At 54.1% G+C, this 26,938-nt stretch carries 31 protein-coding genes; 14 read left to right on the top strand and 17 right to left on the bottom strand.

What is annotated here, in order from left to right:
- Positions 1-117: 117 nt before the first annotated feature.
- From ACOTZP_RS04545 to ACOTZP_RS04500, 10 genes are all read right to left on the bottom strand, one after another.
- On the bottom strand, positions 118-2,421 hold the full coding sequence (locus ACOTZP_RS04545) for a replication endonuclease (protein ID WP_421633662.1): 2,304 nt from the start codon (positions 2,419-2,421) through the stop codon (positions 118-120).
- Complete coding sequence (locus ACOTZP_RS04540) at positions 2,418-2,594, bottom strand: hypothetical protein (RefSeq protein WP_421633661.1); 177 nt, start codon at positions 2,592-2,594, stop codon at positions 2,418-2,420. Before ACOTZP_RS04540 ends, ACOTZP_RS04545 begins: the two co-directional genes overlap by 4 nt.
- Entirely contained in the window at positions 2,591-3,436 is an 846-nt protein-coding gene (locus tag ACOTZP_RS04535; protein WP_421633659.1) for a DNA adenine methylase, read from the bottom strand. The genes ACOTZP_RS04540 and ACOTZP_RS04535 overlap by 4 nt, the downstream gene beginning before the upstream one ends.
- Complete coding sequence (locus tag ACOTZP_RS04530; protein ID WP_014884918.1) at positions 3,433-3,747, bottom strand: DUF3850 domain-containing protein; 315 nt, start codon at positions 3,745-3,747, stop codon at positions 3,433-3,435. The genes ACOTZP_RS04535 and ACOTZP_RS04530 overlap by 4 nt, the downstream gene beginning before the upstream one ends.
- Complete coding sequence (locus ACOTZP_RS04525; protein ID WP_421633658.1) at positions 3,744-3,971, bottom strand: TraR/DksA family transcriptional regulator; 228 nt, start codon at positions 3,969-3,971, stop codon at positions 3,744-3,746. The genes ACOTZP_RS04530 and ACOTZP_RS04525 overlap by 4 nt, the downstream gene beginning before the upstream one ends.
- Positions 3,971-4,204 carry a DUF2732 family protein gene (locus ACOTZP_RS04520; RefSeq protein ID WP_271094674.1) on the bottom strand — a complete coding sequence of 78 codons (234 nt, stop codon included), beginning with the start codon at positions 4,202-4,204 and terminating at the stop codon, positions 3,971-3,973. The genes ACOTZP_RS04525 and ACOTZP_RS04520 overlap by 1 nt, the downstream gene beginning before the upstream one ends.
- A gap of 69 nt (positions 4,205-4,273) precedes the next feature.
- Complete coding sequence (locus tag ACOTZP_RS04515; RefSeq protein ID WP_014884921.1) at positions 4,274-4,474, bottom strand: hypothetical protein; 201 nt, start codon at positions 4,472-4,474, stop codon at positions 4,274-4,276.
- Complete coding sequence (locus ACOTZP_RS04510) at positions 4,461-4,688, bottom strand: phage filamentation protein Fil family protein (RefSeq protein WP_271096856.1); 228 nt, start codon at positions 4,686-4,688, stop codon at positions 4,461-4,463. Before ACOTZP_RS04510 ends, ACOTZP_RS04515 begins: the two co-directional genes overlap by 14 nt.
- A gap of 7 nt (positions 4,689-4,695) precedes the next feature.
- Positions 4,696-5,205 (bottom strand): phage regulatory CII family protein, encoded by a 510-nt coding sequence (locus ACOTZP_RS04505; protein ID WP_421633657.1) that lies wholly within the window; start codon positions 5,203-5,205, stop codon positions 4,696-4,698.
- A gap of 32 nt (positions 5,206-5,237) precedes the next feature.
- Complete coding sequence (locus ACOTZP_RS04500) at positions 5,238-5,480, bottom strand: hypothetical protein (protein ID WP_014884924.1); 243 nt, start codon at positions 5,478-5,480, stop codon at positions 5,238-5,240.
- Positions 5,481-5,599: 119 nt separating this feature from the next.
- On the opposite strand from ACOTZP_RS04500, the gene ACOTZP_RS04495 reads away from it, so the two are divergent.
- From ACOTZP_RS04495 to ACOTZP_RS04480, 4 genes are all read left to right on the top strand, one after another.
- Positions 5,600-6,232: a phage repressor protein CI gene (locus ACOTZP_RS04495; RefSeq protein ID WP_014884925.1), complete on the top strand. Its 633-nt coding sequence runs from the start codon at positions 5,600-5,602 to the stop codon at positions 6,230-6,232.
- A gap of 1 nt (position 6,233) precedes the next feature.
- The gene (locus tag ACOTZP_RS04490) at positions 6,234-7,262 is read left to right on the top strand and encodes a site-specific integrase (RefSeq protein WP_271096858.1); all 1,029 of its coding nucleotides are present in this window, start codon (positions 6,234-6,236) and stop codon (positions 7,260-7,262) included.
- Positions 7,259-8,242 (top strand): hypothetical protein, encoded by a 984-nt coding sequence (locus ACOTZP_RS04485; protein WP_271096859.1) that lies wholly within the window; start codon positions 7,259-7,261, stop codon positions 8,240-8,242. The genes ACOTZP_RS04490 and ACOTZP_RS04485 overlap by 4 nt, the downstream gene beginning before the upstream one ends.
- Positions 8,243-8,685: 443 nt before the next feature.
- On the top strand, positions 8,686-8,985 hold the full coding sequence (locus tag ACOTZP_RS04480; RefSeq protein ID WP_165716181.1) for a contact-dependent growth inhibition system immunity protein: 300 nt from the start codon (positions 8,686-8,688) through the stop codon (positions 8,983-8,985).
- 335 nt (positions 8,986-9,320) lie between these two features.
- Here the strand turns inward: ACOTZP_RS04480 and ACOTZP_RS04475 are convergent, their stop codons facing one another.
- The 5 genes from ACOTZP_RS04475 to ACOTZP_RS04455 form a co-directional block, all read right to left on the bottom strand.
- A complete protein-coding gene (locus ACOTZP_RS04475; protein WP_271075457.1) occupies positions 9,321-10,637 on the bottom strand; it encodes an amidase in 1,317 nt (438 codons plus the stop codon).
- 54 nt (positions 10,638-10,691) lie between these two features.
- Entirely contained in the window at positions 10,692-11,987 is a 1,296-nt protein-coding gene (gene hisD, locus ACOTZP_RS04470) for a histidinol dehydrogenase (RefSeq protein ID WP_022649092.1), read from the bottom strand.
- Positions 11,988-13,130 (bottom strand): ester cyclase, encoded by a 1,143-nt coding sequence (locus ACOTZP_RS04465; RefSeq protein WP_271075456.1) that lies wholly within the window; start codon positions 13,128-13,130, stop codon positions 11,988-11,990.
- A gap of 106 nt (positions 13,131-13,236) precedes the next feature.
- Entirely contained in the window at positions 13,237-14,208 is a 972-nt protein-coding gene (locus tag ACOTZP_RS04460) for a nuclear transport factor 2 family protein (protein WP_023298418.1), read from the bottom strand.
- Positions 14,205-15,275, bottom strand: a complete 1,071-nt coding sequence (locus tag ACOTZP_RS04455) for a LacI family DNA-binding transcriptional regulator (RefSeq protein ID WP_023298419.1) — start codon at positions 15,273-15,275, stop codon at positions 14,205-14,207. The genes ACOTZP_RS04460 and ACOTZP_RS04455 overlap by 4 nt, the downstream gene beginning before the upstream one ends.
- A gap of 308 nt (positions 15,276-15,583) precedes the next feature.
- Here ACOTZP_RS04455 and ACOTZP_RS04450 point away from each other — a divergent pair, with 308 nt between their 5' ends.
- The 6 genes from ACOTZP_RS04450 (at position 15,584) to ACOTZP_RS04425 (ending at position 21,703) form a co-directional block, all read left to right on the top strand.
- Complete coding sequence (locus ACOTZP_RS04450; RefSeq protein WP_022649095.1) at positions 15,584-16,822, top strand: MFS transporter; 1,239 nt, start codon at positions 15,584-15,586, stop codon at positions 16,820-16,822.
- A gap of 75 nt (positions 16,823-16,897) precedes the next feature.
- Positions 16,898-18,220 carry a histidinol dehydrogenase gene (hisD, locus tag ACOTZP_RS04445; protein WP_022649096.1) on the top strand — a complete coding sequence of 441 codons (1,323 nt, stop codon included), beginning with the start codon at positions 16,898-16,900 and terminating at the stop codon, positions 18,218-18,220.
- Between the two features lie 3 nt (positions 18,221-18,223).
- Positions 18,224-18,988 carry an SDR family NAD(P)-dependent oxidoreductase gene (locus ACOTZP_RS04440; protein ID WP_032625875.1) on the top strand — a complete coding sequence of 255 codons (765 nt, stop codon included), beginning with the start codon at positions 18,224-18,226 and terminating at the stop codon, positions 18,986-18,988.
- A gap of 8 nt (positions 18,989-18,996) precedes the next feature.
- Complete coding sequence (locus ACOTZP_RS04435; RefSeq protein ID WP_023298422.1) at positions 18,997-19,740, top strand: alpha/beta fold hydrolase; 744 nt, start codon at positions 18,997-18,999, stop codon at positions 19,738-19,740.
- The gene (locus ACOTZP_RS04430; protein WP_271075455.1) at positions 19,722-20,513 is read left to right on the top strand and encodes an HpcH/HpaI aldolase family protein; all 792 of its coding nucleotides are present in this window, start codon (positions 19,722-19,724) and stop codon (positions 20,511-20,513) included. Before ACOTZP_RS04435 ends, ACOTZP_RS04430 begins: the two co-directional genes overlap by 19 nt.
- 11 nt (positions 20,514-20,524) lie before the next feature.
- Positions 20,525-21,703 carry a hypothetical protein gene (locus ACOTZP_RS04425; RefSeq protein WP_058676718.1) on the top strand — a complete coding sequence of 393 codons (1,179 nt, stop codon included), beginning with the start codon at positions 20,525-20,527 and terminating at the stop codon, positions 21,701-21,703.
- Positions 21,704-21,717: 14 nt separating this feature from the next.
- Here ACOTZP_RS04425 and ACOTZP_RS04420 read toward each other — a convergent pair whose 3' ends face one another.
- On the bottom strand, positions 21,718-22,647 hold the full coding sequence (locus tag ACOTZP_RS04420) for a LysR family transcriptional regulator (RefSeq protein ID WP_023298425.1): 930 nt from the start codon (positions 22,645-22,647) through the stop codon (positions 21,718-21,720).
- 108 nt (positions 22,648-22,755) lie between these two features.
- Between ACOTZP_RS04420 and ACOTZP_RS04415 the strand changes: the two genes are divergently transcribed.
- The 3 genes from ACOTZP_RS04415 to ACOTZP_RS04405 all read left to right on the top strand — a co-directional run bounded on the left by ACOTZP_RS04415 (position 22,756) and on the right by ACOTZP_RS04405 (position 25,109).
- Positions 22,756-23,361 (top strand): NADPH-dependent F420 reductase, encoded by a 606-nt coding sequence (locus tag ACOTZP_RS04415; RefSeq protein ID WP_271075453.1) that lies wholly within the window; start codon positions 22,756-22,758, stop codon positions 23,359-23,361.
- A gap of 18 nt (positions 23,362-23,379) precedes the next feature.
- A complete protein-coding gene (locus ACOTZP_RS04410; RefSeq protein WP_022649103.1) occupies positions 23,380-24,261 on the top strand; it encodes a helix-turn-helix domain-containing protein in 882 nt (293 codons plus the stop codon).
- A 101-nt stretch (positions 24,262-24,362) separates the two neighbouring features.
- Positions 24,363-25,109, top strand: coding sequence for an SDR family oxidoreductase (locus ACOTZP_RS04405; protein WP_271075452.1), 747 nt, complete (start codon positions 24,363-24,365; stop codon positions 25,107-25,109).
- A 39-nt stretch (positions 25,110-25,148) separates the two neighbouring features.
- Here ACOTZP_RS04405 and ACOTZP_RS04400 read toward each other — a convergent pair whose 3' ends face one another.
- Positions 25,149-25,871 (bottom strand): SDR family oxidoreductase, encoded by a 723-nt coding sequence (locus tag ACOTZP_RS04400; protein ID WP_023306786.1) that lies wholly within the window; start codon positions 25,869-25,871, stop codon positions 25,149-25,151.
- 98 nt (positions 25,872-25,969) lie between these two features.
- Between ACOTZP_RS04400 and ACOTZP_RS04395 the strand changes: the two genes are divergently transcribed.
- Complete coding sequence (locus tag ACOTZP_RS04395) at positions 25,970-26,887, top strand: LysR family transcriptional regulator (RefSeq protein ID WP_271075451.1); 918 nt, start codon at positions 25,970-25,972, stop codon at positions 26,885-26,887.
- Positions 26,888-26,938 lie beyond the last annotated feature (51 nt).

Below are 26,938 nucleotides of genomic sequence, written 5' to 3'. Positions count from 1 at the left end.
TCACCTGCAGCACAGTCGAAAATGACGATACTCGATGAATGGCCAGCACTGTCATTTCTGACGGTGAATGACGGAACGCGGTACCACACCGTCAGACCTGACCATGTTGATCATGGGCTATTCACGCGCTGAAAATGCACGCTTCATTCGGTTCAAAAGGTCATCCGCCTGCTGTTTAATCTCCACAATCTGGGACGGCAGACGTTGAACACCTGCCGCAGTACGGTTTCGGACAGTAAGGCGCCCTTCTTCAACCGTTAACACCTGATCGCCAAAGGCAACCACCGCGCCAGAAATCAACGAACGGACCATTCCGGCACTGGCATCCACACCACGCAGAGCCAGCAGCTCACTAATTTGCTTTTCCTTCTCCGTCATAGGGCTGGCTTTTGGCCTCACTTTTACGCGCTTGTTGGATGCCTTTGCCGCTTCGCTCAGCCGCTGCGCTATCACCCGTTTTTCTTTCCGGGATAAAGAGCCCAAATCCGCCCAGCTGGCACAGTCATTCATGACCGTGCCGCCAGGATCGGCGCGTTTTTCAACCTCCCGCGGCTCCCGCGTACAGTTATTGACAGAACTCCGAGGGGCGGCGGGGCCGCCTGAAAAATCAAGGTCAAAACCTGAAACGCCGTCGGCCTGACGTTTCGGCACAATTTTGTATTTGGTAGTGCGCGTATGAATCAGCGATTCCGGCCCACGGATCGGGGAGTAAACGCCGGAAATTTTGGAGACGTCATCCCCGTAAAGGTTGCCGTTTTCGGTGACTTCATAGCTGAGGCGCACGCGCAGGAGATTACGGGGAACCAGCGGGCCACCCTGTGCACTCACGTACAAATCCCAAGCACTGCTGTCGGCGGCCTGACGCACTGGCTCAATTTCGGGGTGCAGGACCAGCTCACGATCACCGAGGCGACGTAATTCACGCCACACAGTTACCGGTGCGCCGCCTATTTGCTGGAACTGCCGGATCGCCCAACGAGACGCCCAGGCACTTACGCGGCGGGCCATTTCTTTCAGAGGCTTGCCGGTTTCATCATCCAGATCGTCATCAAGCTGATAGCCATCAATATTTTTTGAAATGTATTTGGCGATATAGCCCGTTGCGCTGCCCTTCTCTTTCTCGATGGGTTTCATTTCGAAGCGGTTTTCAGCGGCGCCAGGCTCATTCCCATCCTCACGCATGGCGTGCTTACGAAAGATTGCCGTTGCCGGTTCGATATGCTCCGGGCGCATGAAAAGCAGGAGGTGCCAGTGCGGGGTTTCGTCGTGGTGAGGCTCAACAACGCGAAAGCCAAACACGCGAATACCATTGCGCAGCCAGGCCGCACGCGTGCGCGCCCATACTTTGCAAAGATATTTCTGCGTTTCACGCGGTGACGCGCCGCTGTATTTGTTGTTCCGGCGCCCGTCATACTGCATTGAGTGATATCTGGATGGAGCGGTAAGCGTGAAGAATGCCCCGGCCAGTCCGGCCTCATTCGCTAAATCTTCGAACCCACGCATGCGCGCCATCAGTTCACGGCGTCGGTTGGCTGGGTTGGCAACGCTGCCGGCCACTTTATCAATCAGCGATACGCACTCTCCGGTGACCTCATCTTCCAGCTCCATCGCTTTAAGAAATTCGCGGTTGGCTTTCTTTTGCGCCGTCCATTCCTGCAAACATGGGTCACTGCAGTACGGTGCGGATTTTTTGTGTACATACCCGGCCGCAACCATCAGATGCTCACGCCAGCGAGCATGCATACGGCGCAGACGATTAAGCCACCACTGCGGAGACTGCAGGCGGGCCACTGCTTTCAGTGCGTCTTCCGCCTCCAGTTCTTCTTTGCAGTAGGCCGTCCAGCACGGGACCGACGTTTTGAGGTGATTGGCAAGAAACCCCATGCGGCCATAAGCTGAAAGGGTGGCGAAATGGGGATCGGACGTGCGGGCCATCTGGAAATCAAACTCGCGGTTAAACTCACTACCCAACAGGTCAGCAAGGTTATGCGCCAGTCGTTTCAGCTCTCTTTTGCCAGCCCAAAGCAGGCGCCAGAATTGTTCACGCAGAGGCAACAAAGCCGCAGGCATAACCCCCTGCGGCAGATACTGCTCGTTAACCTGATCTATACGACTCAGAACGAATCGTTCAAAGGTATTAATTAGCCAGGCATCAGCCGCTTGTTTGCCTTTACGGTCTACCTGTTCAAGTTTTTGAGCATACATACGACGGACAAAATGAGGCAGCGAAGCCAGGCGACGACGAACCGCCCGGCTCCGGTCTGGTGCTTCATCCTCTTCTGCCAGTTCGGCAATCGACAAACGCTTGCGATTGCCGTCCGGCGTCAGATACATGATCCCCGGCGCCGCATCGGCTTGCTTAACACCGCCGATTGCAGGGCGCGGGGCATTCCATGCGTAGGGAAAAACTGCATCAGTCATTCATCAATCTCAACGCTGATGAATGCTTCCTCACCCAGACCTTCTGGGTTTCGGTTTATAGAAATTACCGTAAAAATTCCGGTTTCGCGGTCGAAACGTATAACAGCCGAAACAGCGATTTCTACCCCGTTGGCCGGGTCATATGCAGTGATGAGCAGTGCATCTTTTTTCATGCCCTGTCCTCCACAAATGAGTCATGGGCAGACAGGAGGGCATCAACAGCTACTCTTGATGGTTTTGATACGGCGATGATTTCCACGGCAGACTTAGCATCACCAGCAGCAACGCCCATGCTGCGTTTTGCTGTGAGGCGTTTATGAGTGAACTCCCGGTAAAGTGAACGAGTAAGAATAGTGTCGCTGTTTGAAACAATGACCTGATGGCCCTCAGATGAGCGGCGTTCAAGAATAGACGCCAAATGATACTGATCATCCTCAGTAAACCCGGCGGTATGATAATCACTAAAAGTACCGTCATAAGGCGGGTCGCAATAAACAACATCGCCAGGCACCAATAAGGCCAACGTTTCGTCGTAGCTGGCACAAATGAACGTTGCGCGAATGGCTTTCTCTGCAAAAGCGCGGATTTCGTTTTCCGGGAAATAAGGATTTTTATAATTACCGTAAGGGACGTTAAACTCCCCCTTTTTGTTATAACGGCAAAGCCCACGGTAACAGTGACGATTTAAGAATAAAAAAAGCGGCGCGCGCCATTTAGGGTCTTTATCATAATTGAATGAATCACGGCTATCATAATAACCATCTTCACTATTAAAGACTTTAAACAGATGTTTGGCACGCTCAATAAAAGCAGATGCGTTTGTTGCTATGTCACGATATAGATTTATTAAATCAGGGTTAATATCCGCGACAAGATAATGAGGATAGTCTGTTGCCATCATTACAGCACAGGAACCCGCGAAAGGTTCAACCAATCGCGGGCCAGCTGGGAGGTGCTTTTTCAGTTCGGGCATGATGGCGGTTTTGTTCCCCGCCCATTTCAGGATAGTGCTCATTTGACACTCCCTGTGAATAAGTGAACCAGCGCTTCTACGGTTGTGAACGGGCGAATTGAAAGCATCACCCAACTACCCGGAATCCAGTTTCCCGGCATAGGAAGAACGTCATTTACTGGCAGAATATGGGTAATAACTGCGGCGCATTCTCTGCCGGTATATTTGCCGTCGTGGTCCCATTCGCACAAAGAAAGAACGTCACCGACTTTATAGCCACGATCATCCTTCCTAAGCTCCGCACGTTTTTCGCCTGTGACAACGGCATTGAAATAAGCCGGAGCGATTTTTACCTGGTGAACGCGCGTGCTCATAACGCACCTCCGTTGTAATGCTTGCTTTTTAGCTCTGCGATTTCCTGACAGGTCACACAGCACTGCACGCCGGGAATAGCGCGGCGGCGAGCTGGCGGGATGGGAGCATCACACTCCTCACAGAGAACACGGGAAACGCCCGGCGCTTTGGCGCGGGCATTGTTGATATGGCGCTCACGATCTTCCTGTTCGCGCAGCTGGGCGAGGTCCATTGAATCAGCCATTAATGCAGCTCCTGCGCTTCGTTCAGGATGCGGACTGCTTCAACGCGAAGCAGTTCGGCCGCCTCGATATGGCTCAATTGACTGGAAACGATGCGCACGGCCAGACTATCCAGACGAGCCGCCATTGCATCAGCGCGGCAACGGCGCTCATCCAGGCGAGTTTCATTTAACAAAGCGAACAGACCAGCATCGTCTGGACCTGTTTTCATTGAGTGGGTTTTAGTATTTTTCATATTCATTTCCTCAAAATTCGGGCAAAACAATGCCCGGCGGGTTTACGCCATAAACAACGGGTTAATTACTTAGATATAACCAGAAACAGGGACAGGCTTACTTTTAATTTGGTTGATAATTTCAGCCTGCAAACCTTCTTTAAATTCTTTGCAGCATTCCCACTCAGGATCGACACGCAAAACAGCACCGTCACGGGTTTTAATTTCAAAACCCTCGGCCATATTTGGGATGATCACGCCCAGAATAATTCTCAACTCATTGCGAGACATGTTTCACTCCTTTAATAATCAAGCGAACAATGCGAATAATTAAAAAAGCTGACGGCTTAGCCGTTTTAGATGTTAGCCCGTTTAATAATTCGGACTGATCACGGCACGGATGCCATCGTTTACCGTTTTCTCCAATAATCCATCCATGGTCGTAGTGCATTGCCGGGTTTTGCTTTACCAGCAGCGAAGCGAATGAAGGTTCTTTATTCAGCATAAGCACCTCAGATCAGACCAAACGAAGCGCTGAGGCCCGTCACTGTATCAACAGCACTTGCCATTGCCGGGTTGTACTGTAGGCGCGCGTGGAGGGAAACAGCTGTTAGTGCCATGAAGCGTGTAACAGAATTGATGCTTTCGATAACCTGGCGGCGTTCCGTTGTTGTTTGGTGTTCGCCAGAAACAGCGCTTGCTGCAACGCGACCGATCTCTGCTGTAGCATTCAAAACGTAATGAGGCATTTTCTCGCTGGCTACTTCGTTCAGCGGCACACATGGCAGGCAATGGATTTGAGCCAGGAACCCATCAACCAGCGAGGAGTCCTCTGTGATATCCGTCAGCAGCCAAATTTCCGGCGCCGTAAGTTGATGCGGTTGTTCCGGGTTCAGTTTATTGCGCAGTGTCTGGACATTAATGCCTGCTCGATCTGCAAGCTTCGCCATGTTGTGCCGCAGTGCGAAAGCGCGACAGGCATCATCAAAGTGTGGATGTTTGGAAATCTTATAATCAAACATGTGAACCCCTCAAAAAGTTCTCATAATCGAACTTACTGACCAACAATGACGCGGAAGTTGGAATGGCCAAGGGACTCACGAACTTGATCGGTTTTGTACATCAAGTAACGGAGACATACGCGACCCTTATTTTTCTCCTTTTTAACCATATACTTAGCCAACTGACCATGGTGAATTTTTTGATAAACAGAGCCACGGGAAATGCCTTCCCATTCCGCGAACTCTGCAGGTGTAGCCATCTCTTTTGGTACACGAATTGAAATATCGGTGCTCATAGTGCAGTATCTCTCAGTTAAGGTTTGGTTTATGTCGTTTTATCTTGTTTTATGCAATTCAATAATTGAACAATCGAGATACTACGATCCAATATTTGATACGTCAATAGGATTAAGAAATGATACAGGTGAAAGCTGGCGAGAATACAGGGGGTAGAGAGGCTATCCATAGGTTAATGGCTGCCTATGATTTTAAGTCCAGGCAGCAGCTATGCGATCACCTAGGTGCATCTAAAAGCACTATGGCTAACAGATACTTAAGAGACAGCTTCCCTGCAGAATGGGTGATTCAATGTGCTCTTGAAACGGGCGTTTCTTTACTCTGGCTGACCACAGGTCAAGGTGAACCCGGAACAAAAATTGATGATAAAAAAAGTATCAATTTCGTGAACTCTGGCAAGGTAAAACCTCTTTCTGAACTTGTATCGCCCGAGATCGACAAGGTTAATCTCATGGGAGGTTCGCTGGTTGAAGCCGGGAAGGCCATCATTGATAGCAGCCTGCTTCCATCTGACTCACGCGAGCTGCTTCTAGTAAATACCGCTGGCGATTCATATTTAGTTGACCGTACCCAGGCACCACCAGTGAATGGGATGTGGTTGGTCGATATCGACGGGATAAAAAGCATTGTTAAGTTAACTCGTCTTCCGGGAAACAGATTAGTTGTGCATCAAGATGACTCTTCGTTTGAATGCAGCCTGGATGATATCGAGGTAGTTGGCCGTGCATTGAAAATCATTAAGAGTCTTTGATATGACGATCAGAAAGCAGCCGAATGGAAAATGGTTGTGCGAGTGCTACCCGAACGGGCGTGACGGCAAGCGTGTGCGTAAGCAATTTGCGACTAAAGGCGAGGCTGTAGCATTTGAAAACTTCACCATGGATGAAGTGAACAAAAAGCCGTGGCTGGGTGAAAAGGAAGATCGGCGGCATTTGTCAGAATTGATTGAGCAGTGGCACTCCCTTTATGGCCAGACGCTCGCAGACCCCAAGCGCCTCATGGCGAAATTGAACATTATCTGCAATGGGCTGGGAGATCCCGTAGCTTCTGAGTTAACAGCCGGTGATTTTACCAAATATCGTGAAGCACGATTAAAAGGTGAGGTACGTAACGAAGACGGTGGGCTAATGTCGCCAGTGAAGCCCCGCACGGTTAATCTTGAACAGCGTAACTTATCATCCGTTTTTGGCACCCTGAAAAAGCTGGGCCACTGGTCAGCGCCTAACCCGCTCGCCGGGCTACCAACATTCAAAATCGCAGAAGGTGAATTGGCGTTCTTGGCCTCGGACGAAATTAAACGCCTGCTTGATGCCTGCGCTGATTCTCAAAGCCCTAGTCTATTGATGATCGCAAAGGTATGCCTGGCTACCGGCGCGCGGTGGAGTGAAGCCGAAAACCTTCAAGGCCATCAGTTATCAAAATACCGGATCACCTATACCAAAACCAAAGGTAAGAAAAACCGAACTGTACCGATATCTCAGGAGTTGTATGACGAACTCCCCAAAAACAGGGGGAAGCTATTCACGCCATGCAGAAAAGCTTTTGAGCGTGCAGTAAAGCGGGCTGGTATCGATCTGCCAGAGGGACAATGTACTCATGTGCTGCGCCATACATTCGCAAGCCATTTTATGATGAACGGCGGAAACATACTTGTACTTCGCGATATTCTGGGCCATGCCGATATAAAAATGACGATGGTTTACGCACATTTTGCACCTGACCATCTAGAAGATGCCGTTACTAAAAACCCTTTATATTCTTTAGAATGGAAAAGATCATGACGATTTATTCAGAACTTGGGATCATTTTCTATATTGCAATTTTTGCTTATACAATTCATCTAATCATTAAAAACAAATGGTACGAATTAACACCAGCCAATCTTTTTAGACAAAAATTATTTTTGTTTTCAATCGGCTTCCCTGTTTTCTCATTTTTTTACTTTGGCGCATTTGCATGGTGGGGAAAAACACCTGTTTTGAGCGCTCATGGATATGCTAGGTTTTATGAAATCAGTAAATTCCCGCTGATGTTACTAGCAAGCTCCGTTCCGTTGGGGGCAATAGTTAACAACATTCATAGGACAATTCAGACAGAAAACCAACTATTGCGAACAGAACTTCAAATTGAATTGGTAAAAGTAAAAAATAAATCTGATTCATTCTATGCGCATCAAAAAAGCTATGCGGATATTTTCAAAACCGTTCCATCATTTTTTGTAGGTAGAGAGTTTAACGAACAAGATGAAAACAAAAAATATATAGAACTATCAATCTCCCATCCCTATATTCTTTACATGAATATTTTCACAAAATCTTCTATTGATGAAGGATACAGCAAAGTTGTAAGCCAATTATTTATGGGAAGGGTTCAAGATTATTATAAAAAAATCAGTAAAGCCATTGAAAACTGTTACCATAAAGATGCTTCGTATGACACTCAAGTCATTTCCCTTCAGCAACTTGAGCTTAATGTTATTTTACTGTGCCGAGAATTAGGAATCGACTATCGTTATGAAAAGCATGAATTTATTGTTTTCGAGCCCTTTGATGATAAACATTTCACAACTTCATTCTCTGATGAAAAGCAAATAAAACAGATGGTTACTGGTTTACGTGATCTGTTGGTCCATGTATACACTTTGATTGGCTTAAACTCCGAGTTCTTCCAAACCTCCAAAGGACTATGGGACTTTATTCCAGACTACGGCAATGATGGTTCGAAGTTGTTCCCCTCCATTCTTCCTATCGTAAGGAATTAGCAGTGGCGGCATTATGGCGGCAGAGCCTTAAAAATACATAAAACTGTAAAACACAGACCAACACTAAAACACTGTTTATAAACATAAAATACTGTTTTTATTGTACTATAAATGGTATGTAGAAATTTCGGACGCGGGTTCAACTCCCGCCAGCTCCACCAAATAAAACAAGGGGTTACGTGAAAACGTAACCCCTTTTTTTGCCCATGTCCACATTACGTCCACTCGGCAAAATTTTGGCCAGCGCTAACTTCAGTAACCCCAGTTTTACATTTTTGCATCCAGTGCCCATATGCCGCTTGCCACGCCTCTTGTTCATCGGCAAAAGATGTTCTGCAATAGGCAACTACTCAATGCCTTTTGAACCAAACTCCGAGTACAAGGATGACCAGCTCTGTCGCTATATCCTTACAGCATTCCCGACCCCATAGGACAAATGGATTATGCAAAATTTCTATCATATTGATCAGCTGATTCAGGGTTATTTCAATCAGGATCATGACCTCATAAATGAGGGAGAGGATACTATTGAGGGCACTATTGAACTCTATAAAAAAACAGCTCCCGACTGGATGTTAAAAGAGTTAGCCGAAGAGGTCGATTGTTTCCTTGCGCTTTACGGAGACAGGCTGGATGAGGAATTCAAAAGCCGGTATGGATTTGATTTTTCACCTGAGTTGTGGGATTCAACCCCATTCGATTTCCTGATGACTGCGCGCAAACTTGCCCTTTCTTCGAAGTAGCTACAGGCAGACAAACCCGCAGCGACTTAACCGACCTCAGACCAGCAACAGCCGGTCTTTTTCTTTCTAAATATAAGTTAAGGGTGAACAGTTAAATCCAAAAAAGCTTTTTCTTGATGTGATCCATTCAAAAAACAGGTTTGCTTAACCACAGGAAACACTGCAACAAATCGCCATTGGCATACCGTGAAAGTAGAATTTATAAATTATCAACAAAAAACAGCCTATTAATGAATTTATTAAGACTCCACCAGCCCAATAATCCTCCATCAGTGATTACCAGAGTCATCCGATGAAGTGCTGAAAGCCCGCACGGCGCAAGCTCTGCGGGCTTTTTATATCTGTCCCTTCTCGCCCAGCGCCCCCTCACACGCCAGCGCCAGCACCATCAGCGCCGTCTCATCCTCCTGCACCGATAACATCTCCATCCCCACCGGCAGACCGATACGGCTTACGCCGCACGGCAACGTTATAGCAGGCAGGCCGCTGATGGCGGCCAGTTCCGGTGCGCAGCCTGGCGGCATCTTCGCCATACTTTCTGGTAACCGTTGTACGGTGGGATACACAAATCCGTCGATGCGCTGCGCCTCCGCCACCTGGCAAAGGCTCTGCCGTAACAGGCGCTGAAAGCGACGCCCCGCCAGCCAGTGCGGGGTTTTCAGCGTGTTACTCACCAGCATCTGACGTAGAAACGGCGCATACTCTGGCAGGAAAGCGCCGGAGTCCACAATGCTTGTTAGTCCGGAGGGAGCGCCAGGCTGTTTGCTAAGCCAGTCGTCAATCGCCACGCGAAATTCATACAGGCTCAGGCATGTCGCCTGACTTACGTCGTCCAGCAAAGGTAATGATACCTCCACCAGCGTTGCTCCGGCACGACGCAACGTGTGCAGCGCCGACTGCCAGACCTCCAGCTGTACCTCATCCTCTCCCTGTAACGCGGTTACCACACCAAAGCGAACGCCTTTCAGCGAACGCACAGGAAGCGCAACCGGTGGCAAACCATGGATCACCGCATGCAGCAAGGCGGCATCTTCAACGCTATGTACCATTGGCCCAACGGTATCTTTGCTGGGCGAGAGCGGCGCCACGCCATCCAGCTGTGAACGGCGAAAAGCAGGCCGTAGCCCCACCAGCCCGGTATAGCTACAGGGAATGCGGATAGAGCCGCCGGTATCGGTACCCAATGCGCCATCCGCCATCCCCGCCGCCACCGCCGCGGCGCATCCTCCGCTGGAACCTCCGGCGGTAAGTGACGGGCGAAGCGGGTTTGCCACATCGCCCCCCAGCGAGCTTCGCGAGCGCACGTCAAAAGCAAACTCGGACATATTCGCTCTGGCGAGGATAATCGCTCCTGCCCTGCGCAACCGCTGTATAACAAGCGCATCCGACGTCGCGTTAAGTGAGGCCAGCGCCCGGCAGCCAAGAGTAATGGGCATCGGTGCGCAGGCAATATTATCTTTGACGATCAACGGCACGCCGTGCAGGGGGCCGATCGGCTCCCCGCGTCGACGCTGCTGCTGATGCTGTTCCGCCTGAGACATGGCGTCAGGGTTAACCCCGAGGATCGCGTTGAGCGCCCGGTGCTGCTGAATGACGTCGAGACGGCGGGCAATTTCCTCCGGGCAGTCGTCTGGCGGTATCAGGCGCTTCATAGACTCAGGCTCCCTCGTGATGAAAACCGGGCAGAAGGCTGCCCGGGATACGTTTTAGTCCCGCATGCCGGTAGTAATGGCATCAATGTCCTGCGGACGCAGACGAATTTCCGCCGCCCGTCGGTGCCCCTGCATCCCCTCGGTACGGCTCTGGCGGATCGCCGGTTCTGCGATTGCCGGGATACCCTGCTCGTCAATCCACTGATGGGTACAGATTTTGACGTACGCCCCAACCCACAGACCGCCGGTATAGCGTGCCGCCGCCATCGTCGGTAACGTATGGTTGGTGCCGCAGCATTTATCAGAGAACACCACGCTGGCGTTCTGACCAATAAACAGCGAGCCATAGTTGCGGATCTTCGCCGCCGTCGCGTGCGGATCGCGGGTATGCACCTGCAAATGCTCCGTCGCCATATGGTCAGCAAACGCAATCAGCTGCGCTTCATCTTCACAGAGCACAATCTCACCCTGCCGGCGCCACGCCTCCCCCGCCGTGGCGGCCGTTGGCAGGCTGGCAAGCTGACGCTCAACCTCCGCCAGGGTACGCTCAGCGATATCCCGGCTGGTTGTCGCCAGCCCGACGCGGGTATGAATATCGTGCTCTGCCTGCGCCAGCATATCGGCGGCCAGAATGCGCGGATCGGCGCTGTCGTCAGCGATAGTGAAAATCTCGCTTGGCCCGGCGAGGGCATCAATGCCGACTCGACCAAACACCTGGCGTTTCGCTTCGTTAACGAAGGCGTTGCCTGGCCCAACGATTTTGTCCACCGATGGAATGCTCTCCGTTCCCCAGGCCATGGCCGCAATGGCCTGCGCGCCACCTACCCTGAAAATGCGGTGCGCGCCCGCCAGATGGCAAACCGCGATCATCGCCGGATGCGCTCCCGGCGGCAGACAGGCGATGATCTGTTCGCAGCCCGCCACCGTCGCAGGGACAATCGACATCACCGGCGCAGAGAGGATCGGGTAACGCCCACCCGGCACGTAGCAGCCCACCGTCTGCACCGGGATGATCCGGTGACCGAGATGTACGCCAGGCAGCGTCTCAACTTCCAGCGGCTGCATGGTCGCCAGCTGCGCCTGCGCAAAACGACGCACCTGATTAATAGCAAACTCGCTGTCGCGGCGCGTCTGGGCATCCATCCCCTGCAGTGCTTCGGCGATCTCCTGCTCGCTCACCTCAAACTGCGTCGGCACGACGTTATCAAACTGCTGCGAAAAGGCTCTTAGCGCCGTATCGCCTTCGGTTTTCACGCGCTCGATAATGGCGCTGACCTTCTCCGTCAGGGAACGATCGGCCTGCGCATCCTGCCCCTGCGGGCGCTTAATCCAGCTCACCTGATTTAACATTTACGCGTCCTCCATCTGGCCGAGTTTGATTTGCGCCAGCAGCGCCAGGTGGTCATACACGACCCATTCATCAACAATTTTGCCGTTGACGATGTGGTAGTGCGACATGCCCATCACGAACAGTCGTTCTCCGGTCGGCTTGCCCAGTTCGCCGTAACCCAGGTGATGCCCTTCGATGATCCAGCGAACCGCCACTTTGACGCCGCCTTCATCGCACGGGTTGGAACAGATATGCTGCGGCAGCCATGCGCCGTCAGGGATCATCCCCACCAGCGCCAGCGTCTGATGGGTTACCGCCGCGGTGCCGTACAGCTCTTTCATCAGCGGGCCATGCCACTGCACGTTAGGGGCGTAAACCTCTTTGATTTTGCCGAACATCCGACGATTGTAGATCTCGTGCAGCCAGCGCAGACACTGCTCTTCCGTAACGGTGTGTGCAATGGATACATCGCACTCCATCTCCGGCGGATATTGTCCCAGCATGCGGCCATTTTCGCCGATGTCCATCACGCGGAAGCCTTTATCAAACTGCTCCTTTGCCATATTAAATGCGATTTGATCGGTATTCAGGCCAAGCTGTTTCATTAACGACATGTTGTCGCTGACCACCCACTCCCGGTAAATTTTATTCTCGTGGATCATGCAATCTGCCACGGTACGGGTAACGAAGGTGCGGTTGGTCGGCTTGCCTAAATGGCTGTGCTGGGTATGCCGCCCGCTTCCCGTCACCAGGTGAGAGGTATAAAAACCGTCAACATCATTTCCGTTCCAGATAACCTGGGTTGCCATGCCGCGCCGCTCCGGGAAGGCAATTAAACGCTGCAGCGTATCCTGTACCACCTGCTCACGGTTATAGAGTGTCCCCAGCGCGTTATACAGCACGCAGTTATGGGTATAGTGAGAATAAATTAAGCCGACATCGCGCTCGTCCCATATTTTATGGGTGCAGCGAACTATATAATCGACAATATCGGTATAGCAGTCATCAAAGCCGCGTAATGATTGCACGCGCGGTCTTTTTTCCGGTACCAGATCGACAAAATCACGACGTTCCACCTGTAATACAGGTTCCTCTTTCAGCGATTTCACGCTGTTTTTTTCGGGTACGGCTGGTGCTTTATTTGTTGCTTCGGTGGAAGACATATAAACTCCTGCTCTGTTTTCAGACAATAAGAACCCGCACCCGTAAGTGAGGGTGAATTAAACTCGATTATTTTCGGCAGCCAGAATAAGGGGGCTGCCGCCCCTGTTAATTCACTATTTGCGACCAGATCGCTAATTCATCGATCCCCAGATATTCACGGAAAATTAAACCATCACGTAATTCAAGCTGGCTGATACCGGTAATTGATATGGGTTTACGGGTTGGCGCACCAAATTTGCCGTAACCGTCATGCCAGGTTAATAACGACCAGCGCAGGGAAAGCCGATTCGGCTCGTTAGGATCTTTACGCACAATCAGATGATGGAGCTGCGTTTCGCTGTCGGCAAATGAAGCGCGGTAGCCAGAAAGCTGTGCGCCAATTTCCTGCTCACCGGTGCAGAGGCAATGACCCGGCGCGTAAAGCGTCGCCGCCGGGTGATAGAGACCGGGCACCACGCCACTGTTACCGCCCGCCCACATGGTTAAGTAGCGCTCAACGACGCCTGCCAGCGCCCCTTCTACGTCGTCGCCCTCGGGCCCGCCCGCCCAGCGGGCATCCAGCGTCTCGGCAGAGACCGCCTCCACGCCAAGCTGCTGGCGCATGGTCGCCAGGTTAAAGGCAAATTCGCGGATATCCAGCCCCAGTTGCGCCACAATCGCAGCACGATCCTGAAGCAGCCACTCCTGGCGTACGGCCCCATCAACACAGATGCGATCGGCCCAGGTGCGGACCCAGACATTTTTCCCGGTCGGCGGGCCAAAAAATCCCTCCCCCTGATGCTGAATGCGGGCTACGGTACGCTGAGCCGCATAGTACTCGTCCCCCGGGTTCTGGCTGCACAGAATATCCTCCGTCAGCACCGCTCGCTGCGGGAAGCTGTGCATCGCCTCAAGCGTCAGGCGCATAAACTGGGAAAGCTCATGCAGCTGTTTTTCGGGGGTAGTGAAAACCACCGGCGTGGCGTAAAAATCCGCCAGCTGGCCGATATCTTTCTGCTCCCACACCACGTGCGTCAGCGTCAAAATGAACTGCTGGATAGAGTCGAATTGAGGGCTGAAGCCCCGCAATCTGGTCATGTGCGCTCCTTAGACTGGAATAGCGTTAAACCATTGGTTTCGATAACGCCGCTGCGTGGGCGACGCGCCGAGTGGCGTATCACCAGCGTACCGGGCACCGTAATCTGTTCAGGCTCTATGGTTCCGCTGTCAATTTGCTTCATTAACAGTTCCACCGTGGCATCTACCATCGCGCCGACCGGCTGCGACGCCGAGGTCAACGCATAAGAGGGCCAGCCGGAAGGGCCGATGTCGTCATACCCGACAATGGAGACCTCCTCCGGAATGCGCAAACCAAACTCATAGCGCGCCACATCCATTACCGTGACGGCCATATGATCGTTGGCGACAAAGACCGCATCCGGCGCTGGCGACGCCGAAAACAGGGTATAAGCCGCCCGGGTGGTTTGCTGAGCGTCGTAATTCCCGTGCACCACCCGCACATCGGTGATGCCATGTTCTTCCAGCGTGGAGATGAACCCGCGCTGGCGGGCAATATTGACCGGGGAATCCGCCACGCCGCCCACGTAGGCAAAACGCTTGTGCTCCCCCGCCAGCAGAAACTCGGCAATCTGCCGCGCGGCCGCTTCGTTATTACTGTTGACGCTGGAGGCCATGCCACTCTCTTCGCTGCGGTTAAACAGCACTACCGGGATCCCGGCGGCAAGACACTCCTCGGACAACTCCAGCGACAGCGTCACCGAGGCCAGCACAATGCCATCCACCCGGTACTGCATAATCTGGTCAAAAATACGGTCAACGTTACCGTCCCGGTCGCCAACGAACAGCAGCAGGTGATAGTTCAGCGTATCCAGCTTTTGTGCCAGCGCCTCCAGCACCTGCGAGTAAAAGGGATTATCAAAGTAAGAAATGACGACACCGATAATGCGCGAACGCGCCGTGTTGAGCGAACGGGCTATCGCATTCGGGCGATAGCCCAACTCGCGCGCCGCCTTCAGCACTTTTTCACGCGTTGCCGGTGAAATGCTGGCCCCCGGCGTGAACGTTCGCGACACCGCAGATTGCGATACCCCCGCCAGCTGAGCGACCTGTTGGGATGTGACTGCTGCAAAAGTCTTACGTTTCATTACCCCTGATTCCTTATCAACGTCCTGCCCATTTGCGCGTGCTTCGAACGCCTCAGCAAGTGGGTGTTTTTTATACTTACACCACCTTTGCATGCGTATGCAACACAAAAAATTAAAATTCTCACAACAAGATCGAGATCACTTTACAAACATGAAACCTTTTCGTAACTTCAAATCTTGAATACGTATGCAAAGAGTTTTCATACCGTCAAAGGTACCGGAGAGAACAGGAGTCGCCCAAAGGATTGAACCGGTAAACGTCGTCCCTGACTGGTTATAACCCATTAATTCTTAAGAGGTTCAAAACCATGTTTCAAGCACTGTTACGCCGTCGGGAAGCCCGGCTCTTTTTCATCATCAGCATCCTGTTCTTTATCTGCATCCATAGCATTGATGCATTCCTGGCCCCCATGATGATCAACCAGGGCATTGAGCCACAGATCATGGGCATCATCATGGGCGCATCCGGGCTGGCAACCCTTCTGATACGCTTCCCGTTAGGCATTATTTCCGACGTGGTTAAAAGCCGCAGGATCTTCATCCAGATTGGCCTGCTGCTGCCAATTATCGCCTGGCCAATTGCCTGGCTTGAACCCAATGCCATTACGCTGTATCTGGCGAAAGCGGCAGACGGCGTCACGGCGGCGACATGGGTGCTGTACAACATCCTGTTCATGCGTTACTTCGGTCGCAACGAAGCCCCTGCCGCCGTCGCGCTGCTGGCGCTGGCAGGGCCCATCGGCGTATTTCTCGGCAACTGTATTGGCGCGGTGCTGATCCACTATTTTGCCAATAACATCGCCTTTTTTGTCTCCTGCATCTCCGCCCTGGTGGCGCTGATCCTGACGACCCGCATTCAGGACGTGCACGACCCGGTGCAGGCCCCCACGCTTAAAGCCTGCATCACCGGCGCGCGCCAGCAGCTGGCCGACCGTTCCGTCTGGCTGATTGGCATCCTGGCGACCGTCGTCATTCTGGTGCCCTTCGCCACCCGGGACACCCTGACGCCGGTCTACGCTGAACAGCTCGGCGCCCGGGCGGGGATCCTCGCGGTGCTCGGAAACATCCACCTTCTGTTTTACGGGCTGGCCATCGCCCTGTGCAGCTCGGTGTTTTATCAGCGCCTTGGGCTGGTAAAAACCGCCGTGCTCGGCATCGTTTTACAAGTGATCTCCACCTTCGGCATTCCCTTTACCAGCAATATGTACGTCATTTACCTGTGGCAGGCGCTGGCAGGTTTTTCGTTCGGTATGGCCTTTGCCGCATTCATGTCGCTCAGCGTAGTGAATACCTCGTCTGATGAACAATCCACGCGAATGGGACTATTCCAGACCATTTATTCCTGCGGCATGTTTGTCGGGCCGGTAATGATGGGCGTAATGATGCAACATATTAACCTGTCGTCCGGTTATATATTGATTGCCGCCCTTTCCGTTGTGGCCGCTATTGCCACGCCGCTGTCCGCTCGATGGGTATATGCCCGTAAAACGCAAACCTCAGCCCAATTATTAAAAAACGGTGCGTACGCCGCCGCGCCGGATCAATAACCCACTCTGAAGTAAACACCCTTTCCCGGTCTGCCGGGAGGACAACTGACATCTAAAAAAGGTAAGGAGAAGCGTGTGTCCTGGAAATTAAAAACCGGTAAATCTACCGAAGAGCGCCAGCAAGCCAACCAGCAAATAAGAGAAACGGTTGAGCAAATACTTGCGGATATTGAAAAGCGTGGAAATAAAGCCATTCGCGAATTATCCATTAAATTCGATCGTTATGACCGTCAGGATTATCGTCTGACCCCCGCGGAGATCGACCGCTGCATAAAACAGTTAAGCCGCCAGGATATTCAGGATATTGAATTCGCCCAACAGCAGGTGGCGAATTTTGCCCGCGCGCAGAAAGAATGCCTGCGTGATCTGGAAATTGAAACGCGTCCCGGCGTTATTCTCGGGCATAAAAATATTCCGATTAACGCCGTGGGATGTTACGTGCCTGGCGGAAAATATCCCCTGCTCGCCTCCGCGCACATGTCGATTATCACCGCCAGCGTGGCGGGGTGCTCAAGAATTATCAGCTGTGCCCCGCCGTTTAACGGTCAGCCCGCCCCGGCGATTGTCGCGGCGCAAAAAATGGCTGGCGCAACGGAAATCTATGCCCTTGGCGGCATTCAGGCGATAGGCGCCATGGCGCTGGGCACGGACTCGCTGGCACCGGTCGACATGCTGGTCGGCCCCGGTAACGCGTTCGTCGCGGAGGCCAAACGCCAGCTGTTCGGCCGGGTAGGTATCGATCTGTTTGCCGGTCCGACGGAAACGCTGGTGATTGCCGATGACACCGTTGACGCGGAAATGTGCGCCACGGATCTGCTGGGCCAGGCCGAACACGGCGTCACCACCCCTGCCATCCTGCTGACGAACTCGCTCCAGCTTGCCAAAGAGACGCTCAGCGAAGTGGAACGGCTGCTGGAAAAGCTCCCTACCGCCGACATTGCCCGCCAGTCCTGGCAGGACTACGGGGAAATCATCGTCTGCGACAGCTACGAAGAGATGCTGCTGGAGGCAGATCGTATCGCTTCCGAACATGTTCAGGTGATGACCGACCGGGACGACTGGTTCCTGGCTAACCTGACCAATTACGGCGCGCTGTTCCTTGGGCCGCGTACTAACGTGGCCTACGGCGATAAGGTGATCGGAACCAACCACACCCTGCCGACGCAAAAAGCCGCACGCTATACCGGCGGCCTGTGGGTGGGCAAGTTCATGAAAACCTGCACCTTCCAGAAAGTCCTCAGCGACGAAGCCACTGCCGAAATCGGCAGCTATTGTTCGCGTCTGTCGTTGCTGGAGGGTTTCGCCGGACATGCCGAGCAGGCCAATATTCGCGTGCGCCGTTATGGCCAGACGGAGGTTCCCTACGCCACACCGGCCCCGGTCAGGGAAAAGGTGTAAGCCATGACGCTTTTGCAAACGCCCTCTTTCACCCTGCACGGCAAACGCGCGCTGGTAACCGGCGGGTCAAGAGGGATTGGCTTCGCTGCCGCCGTCGCCCTCGCACAGGCGGGCGCAGAGGTATGGATCGCCGCCCGGGGCCGCGAGGCGCTGGCGCATGCCGCAAGTCTGGCAGCGGAACACAGGCTCGCATTTCACCCGCTGGAGCTGGATATTACCGACGCTCAGGAGGTGGAGCGTGTGCTGGCGACATTGCCCACGCCCGACATTCTGGTGAACAGTGCCGGGCTGGCACGCCACCAGCCGTTTCTTGAGGTGAACGAGGACAATTTCGATGCGGTGATGGCGCTTAACCTGCGCGCCACCTTTTTTGTCAGCCAGCGCGTGGCGCGCAGAATGCGGGCGGGCGGTAAGGGAGGGTCGATTATTCACATCTCATCGCAAATGGGACACGTTGGTGGCCCCGAGCGTAGCGTGTACTGTGCCTCCAAATTCGCGCTTGAAGGGTTAACCCGAACGATGGCGCTGGAGCTGGGCGATGCGGGGATCCGCGTTAATACGCTGTGCCCGACCTTCATTGAAACCGACCTGACGCGCCCGGCGCTTGCCGATCCGGCGTTCCGCCACTACGTGCTGGACAACATCAAGCTGCGCCGGTTAGGCAGGCTGGAGGACATTATGGGCCCGGTAGTGTTTCTCGCCTCAGATGCCGCCGGGCTGATCACCGGCAGTGCCCTGATGGTTGACGGCGGCTGGACCGCTACGTGAGGGATGCAATGGAATATCCGCTTCTGGACAATACCGATCTGCCACTGGTGCTGCTTGGTGGCACGCTTTGTAACGCCCGGCTCTGGCAGCCCGTTATTGAACGGCTGAATGTCGCAGCGGTGTCGTGTATTACGCTGACGGGTGCGGAGTCCGCGCCGCAGGCGTCACGGCGGTTATTAGAGGTTCTGCCGCCGCGCTTTCTGCTGGCAGGGTTTTCTCTCGGTGCCATAGTCGCGCTGCAAATGGCCGCCGACGCGCCAGAAAGAGTGAACGGGCTGACGCTGATTTCCGTTAATCCGTTGCCCGTTGCGCCAGACACCCTCGCTTCACGCCGGGAAGCGGTACGCACCGCACAGGCGCGGGGCCTGGCCGACTGGCTGGTCTCCTCGCTGTGGCAGAGCTATGTCGCCCCGTCACGTCTGTCCGATCGGATCCTGCAAGAGACTATTTGCCGAATGGCGCAAGAGTGCGGCATTGAGACCTTTGCCGGGCAAACGGAAATGGCCATTCACCGGCAGGACAACCGGACTGCGTTTAACGCCCTCTCCTGCCCCACATTACTTCTAAACGGCGCGCAGGACGTTATCTGCACGCCCCATCATCATCAGCTACTTGCCGCAGGCAACGCGAACGTGACCAGACATACGGTGGAGGCTGGCGGGCATTTTATTCCGCTGGAAACCCCGGATGAGATCGCGCCGCTGCTGCGTCAGTGGATAACGGAGTGCATACAGTGCGCAAAAACAGTTTAAAGACCGCATTTCTGGAAAATACTCCCATCATAAACGGCTGGCTGGCGATCCCGTCCGGTTATAGCGCGGAAATTATGGGCCATCAGGGTTACGACGCCGTCACCGTCGATTTGCAGCACGGCATGATTGATTTTGCCAGCGCGCTGTCAATGCTACAGGCGCTATCGGCCACGCCTGCCGTGCCGCTGGTGCGGGTGGCAGATAACGATCCGGCGCAAATCATGAGCGTATTAGACGCAGGAGCCTACGGCGTAATCTGCCCGATGATCTCCAGCGCGGAACAGGCTCGCCGTTTTGTCGCTGCCTGTCGCTATCCACCGCTGGGTGTTCGCTCCTTTGGTCCGGCCAGAGGTCTACTCTACGGCGGCAGTGATTATCCACAGCACGCTAACAACGAGATCCTGACGCTGGCGATGATCGAAACCCGCGAAGGGCTGGCTGATCTTGACGCCATCCTTGATACCGAAGGGCTGGACGGTGTGTTTATTGGCCCCAACGATCTCTCACTGACGCTGACCGGCAGCGCCAGCGCCGAATCCCAACATCCCGAAATGCTTGCTGCTATTGAGCGGGTGATTCAGTGCTGCCGCCAGCAGCAGAAGATTGCCGGAATTTTCTGCACTTCCGGCGCGGCCGCCGCAGCGCGCATTGATCAGGGTTTTCAGTTTGTTACCCCTGCAAACGACGTCATGCAACTGGGTCGCGCCTCGCGTGAAGCCATTGCTCTCGCCCGCGGCAACGCTATCCCTACCACCGGTGCATCCGGTTATTAAAAGGAGAAATAATGAAAACCATCCATCTTACCCAGAGTCAGGCTCGAACACGGTTAATCGCCCCCGAGGACATGGTTTCCTGTAATCTTGCTTTTATTGATTGCAAGCTACCCGGCTCGCATCTCAAACAAAACTATTCCTTCATCGGCCCGGGTGTAACCCAGTCCAGCGAGCAGGTCGTCAATATTCCCGAGCCGCACGGCTTTAACATTGGCGCGGCGGCTATGCCGAAAGGGGTGACGAATAATCTGCATCTGCATTTCACCGCCGAGGTGTTCCTGATCCATGAAGGAACATGGCGTTTTCGCTGGGGAGCCAACGGCGAGCATGAAGCTGAATTTAGCGCACCCACTATCCTTTCAATACCGACCTGGATCTTCCGCGGTTTCACCAACGTCAGTAAAGAAGAGACCAGCGGTATGGTGTTTACGGTGCTCGGCGGGGACAACACGGGCGGCATCATCTGGCATCCTTCCGTGCTGGCGGCAGCCAGTGAATACGGAATGTATTTGAGTAAAGACAACATGCTCATCACACAGGAAACCGGCGATCCGCGGCCTGACCCCGCCGCGCTGCTGACGCCGCTGTCAGAGGAATATATTGCCGGGCTGCGTGACTACAGCGTTGAGGAGATGCGCCAGCGTGCGGTAACCGGCGATGACCGCTGCTGGTCAGCCCAGGGACTGCTGGATTCGGTGCTGCCAGGACACGGCGGCGAAATTGCGCCGGTTATCGGTTTCGGCATTTCACAGGATCGGGATTCCGCTCCCGCTATCGTGAGCCCGCACGGTTTTTCCGTCGAATGGCTGCGTCTCGCCGAGGATCACGTTGTGGGCCGCCATCTCTGCCCGGATATTCAGGTCATTATGGTCTTTAAAGGCCAGCTGGAGATCACCTGGAACGAGGCGGGCGAAGAAGTGAGCGTTATCGCTCCGGAACGTTCGGTGATCTCTGTTCCGGCAAACAGCTGGCGTCGCTACCGCGCGGTTGACGGCAAAACGGAGTTTATTCTGACGACCCGCGGCGATCAGCGTAAGCGCCTCTACTGGGATGAAGCGATCCTGCAACAGGCGAGAGAACACAATCGCTGTCTCGATCCCGATGGCTACGTAGCCGATGCCGACATCCTGCCTGCCACGGCCCGTCGGGCCGGTGCGATACTGGAGACATGCAACAGCAACAAAACCTGAATTATCCGTTGAGCTCACTTGCCGGATCCGCTGCGTTCGTTGAGAGGCATGCCAGCCTGCATTTTCAGCCTGTTAACGAACCAGCGTCCGGCCGGGCCGGGCGGATGTTCCTCCAGGTGCACCGCCTGCATGGAAAAACCGGGCCCGACGTCGGGCTGCATCGGCACGTTCAGCGTAACCAGTTTTCCCGCTGCGAGATCTTCCTCGACCATTGGCAGCGGCATATAACCCCACCCCAGTCCGGCACGCAGGAAGGCGTGCTTCGCGCCCATATCCGCTAAATGCCATGTCTTTGACGACATGACGCCAAAGCTTCGGCCCACGGTGAGAGAGGAGCGATCGGTCAGCACCAGCTGGACGTGTTCCTGTAAAAGTGAACGAAGGATCGGACCGGACGCGTTCGCCAGCGGATGCTCAGGGGAGACAACGGCCACCGCAGGCACGCTGAGAAGGAATTCTGAGGTGCATCCCGCCGGAAGATGCGGCAGCGATCCGGTTATCGCCACCCGGCAATGACCGTCCAGTAAAGGCTGGAACACCGCCCCCAACGCTTCCACATACAAACGCAGCGGGGTGTCAGGAAATGCCTGCTGAAACGCCTGCACCGCAGCGGTGAGCTGCGCTACGGGAAACATCACGTCGACGGACACCGCCAGTTCAGGCTCAAGACCTTCGGCTAAGGTGCGCGCCTTAGCCTTAAAGGCGTCCATCCCGGCAGTGGCAAGACGCGCCGCTTCCAGCATGGCGACGCCCGCCTCCGTCAGCGTCGGATAACGCCCGGTACGATCGAATAATGGAAACCCGACCTGTGCCTCAAGGTTTGCCAGCGTCGCGCTGACAACCGACTGCGCGCGCCGCAGCCTGCGACCGGCGGCGGAAAAACTCCCTTCATCAACGGCAGCAATAAAGGTGCGGAGTTGATCAACAGACATACCGTCCAGCATGTATCGCTCCAGCAGATGGATCCCATCTAATTATATAGGCTATTCAGATAGATCAAAGATTACTACTCTCAGTGCATGTTCACTACTCTTCAATGAAGGAAATACAATATGAAAACGACTACTGTAGGTATCATCGGCGCTGGCGCTATCGGGCAAGCCTTTGCAGAACAACTGGTTAAAGCGGGCATGAACGCTATTCTGAGTAACAGCCGCGGGCCGGAAAGCCTGACTGCGGTGATTGAGAAACTGGGCCACGGGGCTCGCGCTGGCACCGTAGAACAGGCCGCCCAGGCCGACCTCGTTTTTGTCAGCACAAACTGGGACAAAACCGAGGCCGCGTTACGCGGCATCAACTGGGAGGGGCGTATCCTGATCGACGCGACCAACCCGGTCATACTGCCAGGCTTCACGCTGGCTGAACTGGGCGGAAAAAACTCAAGCCAGGTGGTGACACAGTGGGCTCCGGGTGCACGCGTCGTTAAAGCCTTCAATACTCTCCTTGCAGGGGTGCTGGCTCAGGATCCGGCGCAGGCGGGTGGCCGTCGTGTCGTCTTTATCTCCGGAGACCATCCTGACGCAAAGGCGGAAATAACAGCCTTAGCCGGGCAACTGGGCTTCGCAAGTATTGATTTAGGCAGCCTGGAGGTTGGCGGTACGCTACAACAATTCCCCGGAGGGCCTCTTCCGGCGGTGAACCTGGTGCAACTGGCATAGCTAAAGGCAACGATAAATATGACGCAGCGTACTTCCGCAGAGACCTTTGAAGAATACCTTCCCGGCAAGCTGATCAGAGAACATCGGGCGCAATCTTCCCGGGATGTATTCGTGCAAATTCTGGCGCGCAGACACGTGCAGGAAAACGTCATTATTCCGGCAGTGCCGGAGCCTTTTATCGTCTGGATCCTCTCAGGTAATGCCGTCGTTGAGGAGCGTTCCCCCGGTGAGCCGTGGTTAGCAAACCGCGTTACCGCAGGCGATTTCTTTCTCACAACGGCGGCTTCTCCTACTGAAATGCGCTGGCACGCCGGGCCAGATACGCCTTTCGTCGTTATGCATGTTTATATGGGAGTGGCTATGATGCAGGAGTATGAACTGCGGGAAGTCTCCGGCGCGCGCGACGACACGCTATCCGCCCTGCTGGAGCAGATACGTCAGGAGCTGTATCTGCAAAATCCACCCAGCGGCCCGTTTATCCAGGGCATTGCGCAGGCGCTGGCAGTACATCTGATTCGCACCTATGGCACACATGCGAAACGACACCGCGGGGGCTTGCAGGCATTTAAGCTGCACCGGGTCTTCACGGCAATGCGTGAAGGGTTAGCCCAGCCGTTTGACCTGGCACGCCTGGCTGAACTGACCGATCTTAGCGAATACCATTTTAGCCGCGCCTTTAAACAGTCAACCGGACTTTCCCCTTCTCACTACTTTATCCGGCTACGCATGGAGGAGGCGCGTCGCATGCTATCGGAAAGCAATGATTCCATTATCAATATTGCACTGAACGTCGGATACACCAGCCCCAGCCACTTTGCTGCCGTATTCCTCAGGCATAACGGCGTGACGCCCTCCCACTATCGCAGCGATGCCGTTCGCAGCAAAAGCCCGACAGTTTGAGCAAAAGCCCGCGCGAAGCGATTGCCAGAAAGATCCATTATTGACCCGTACTTCAGACATTCTTTCTGAAGCGTTGAAATCAACTCTCAAGAGGATCAACTATGGAACTCAACGGTAAAGTCGCGCTCATCACCGGTGCTTCAAGCGGAATTGGTGCCTCCACGGCCAAAAAGTTAGCGGAACAGGGCGTCAGGGTGGGTCTCGCTGCCCGCCGTCTGGATCGTCTTCAGGCGCTGGTATCTGAAATTGAGGCTGCTGGCGGGGAAGCCATGGCGCTGGACATGGATGTCACTGACCCGGCCTCAGTTAATAAAGGGGTGGAGGCACTGCACAAACGCTATGGCCATATTGATATCGCCTTTAATAACGCCGGGCTGATGCCGATTTCGGATATCGCCAGCCTCCGGGTTGACGAGTGGCATCGAATGGTAGATGTAAACGTAAAGGGCCTATTTAACACGGTCGCGGCCGTATTGCCGATTATGCAGTCACAGCGCTCGGGTCATATCATCAATACCTCGTCGATCGCCGGGCGTAAAACCTTTCCCGGACTGGGCGTATACTGCGCGACGAAGCACGCGGTTGCCGCCTTCTCGGATATTTTGCGTATGGAGCTGGCCCCTCAGTTCAACATTCGCGTCACCTCGCTTCAGCCGGGTGCCGTTGAAAGTGAATTATTCGAGCATATCAGTGACGAAAATTATCGTGCACAGATGGAACAGCTGAAGGAGAAGATGACGTTCCTGAAAGCCGATGATATCGCCGACTCGATTCTTTACGTATTGCAGGCACCGGAACATGTGGACGTGGCAGAGCTGTTTATTATGCCGACCGAACAGCCGTGGTAAGAGGGTGAAGCGGGTCAGGCTGGTGCCTGACCCGCAACGTTAGTTTGCAGAGGCCGTAGGTCTGATGGTGATTTCGGTGGTATCGACACTCTCAGGCGCCTCGATGATGTGGCGCACGGCGCGAGCGATATCAGCCGGTTTGAGAGCAATAGCCCGGTACGCATCCATCACCGCCATGGTTTCTTCGTGCGTGATGGTTGAGGCCAGTTCGCTTTCCACTACCCCAGGGTTGACGCAGGTCACACGGATGTTCGAACTTTCCTGACGTAAACCATCGGAAATGGCCCGTACCGCAAATTTGGTCGCGCAATAGACGGCGGCCGTGGGCACGACGGACAAGGCACCAATCGAGCCTATATTGACGATCTGCCCCGAGCCCTGGGCTTCCATAATCGGCAAAACAGCACCAATACCCCACAGTACGCCCTTGATATTTACGTCAATGGTGCGTTCCCACTCATCCTGCTTGCCAGCCGAAAGCGGAGAGAGAGGCATAATGCCCGCGTTGTTAATAAGTACGTCAATTCGGCCCCACTTATCCCGTGCTGCCTGAACGAAGGCGGCCATCGACTGGCGGCTGGTAACGTCTAATACCTGAGCCTCTGCCTCCCCTCCTGCGCTGCGGATTTCATCAGCCAGAGCGTGGATGCGATCTAGCCTGCGTGCACCCACGAACACTTTTGCGCCTGCCTTGCCGAGCTCTCTGGCGATACCTTCTCCGATACCGCTGGAGGCGCCGGTAATTAAGATGACTTTGTTCATGTTTTACTCCTTCAGTTGAGTTCACTGCAATCATAGATACAGACCATTGTTTCTTGTATCCTGCCTTTACTAGACTCACTGGTTAGCAATGTTAAACAATGAAAATCGATCTTAATTTGTTACCGCTTTTTCTGGCGGTCGCCGAAGAACGCAGCTTCAGCGCTGCCGCCGGGCGCCTGGGCATAACCCGTTCCGCTGTCAGCCAGGGAATAAGACGTCTCGAAGATGGGTTTCAGACCCTGCTGGTGATGCGCACCACGCGCTCGGTAAGGCTCACCGAAGCGGGTAAACGGTTGCATAAATCGTTGCTGGGGCCCATCGCCAACATTGAGGCGGCCTTTGACGATGTTATCTCGGACAGCATACCGCGCGGACAGCTCAGGATCGCTGTCACCTCAATTGCGGAAGCGTTTCTTTCGGGCCCACTGCTCGCCTCGTTTACGGCCGCGCATCCTGCGGTATCGCTTGATGTTTTCGTGTCAGATGAGGAATTCGATATCGTGGCAGCGGGCTATGATGCCGGGGTGAGGCTGGGCGAAGTTATCGAAAAAGACATGATCGCTATTCCCCTTACGGGCCAGCAGCGTGAACGGGTGGTGGCTTCACCTTCCTATCTGGCGACACACAGCGCACCGACGCACCCCCGTGAGCTGGTCGCTCATCGGTGTATCGGCTGGCGCCCTTCCCCGGACGTTGCCCCCTATCGCTGGGAGTTTGAGGAAGCAGGCGTCCCTTTCGATGTGGCAATTGAACCACAAATCACCACTAACGATCTGCGTCTTATGCTCAGCCTCGCGCTGGCCGGCGGTGGTATAACCTTTGCCACGGAGGACACCTTCACACCGTACATTGAATCAGGACAGCTGGTTTCCTTACTGGATGCGTTTCTTCCATCTTTTCCTGGTTTTTATCTCTATTTTCCCCAGCGCCACAATATGGCCCCCAAGCTCAGAGCCCTGATCGAGCACATCCGCCAGTGGCGACAGCTCCCCGCCACGCAACCCACACAGCGTTAAATGGTTCCAACCCTGAATGCAGATTTTCCTCAATCTACTGCGTCCCTTTGA

The organism is Enterobacter cloacae complex sp. SYL001 (genome assembly GCF_049237025.1).
In the GTDB taxonomy this organism is placed as follows: domain Bacteria; phylum Pseudomonadota; class Gammaproteobacteria; order Enterobacterales; family Enterobacteriaceae; genus Enterobacter; species Enterobacter intestinihominis.
Note: the sequence above shows the minus strand (reverse complement) of the source record. Positions and strands in the feature narration are given on the sequence as shown.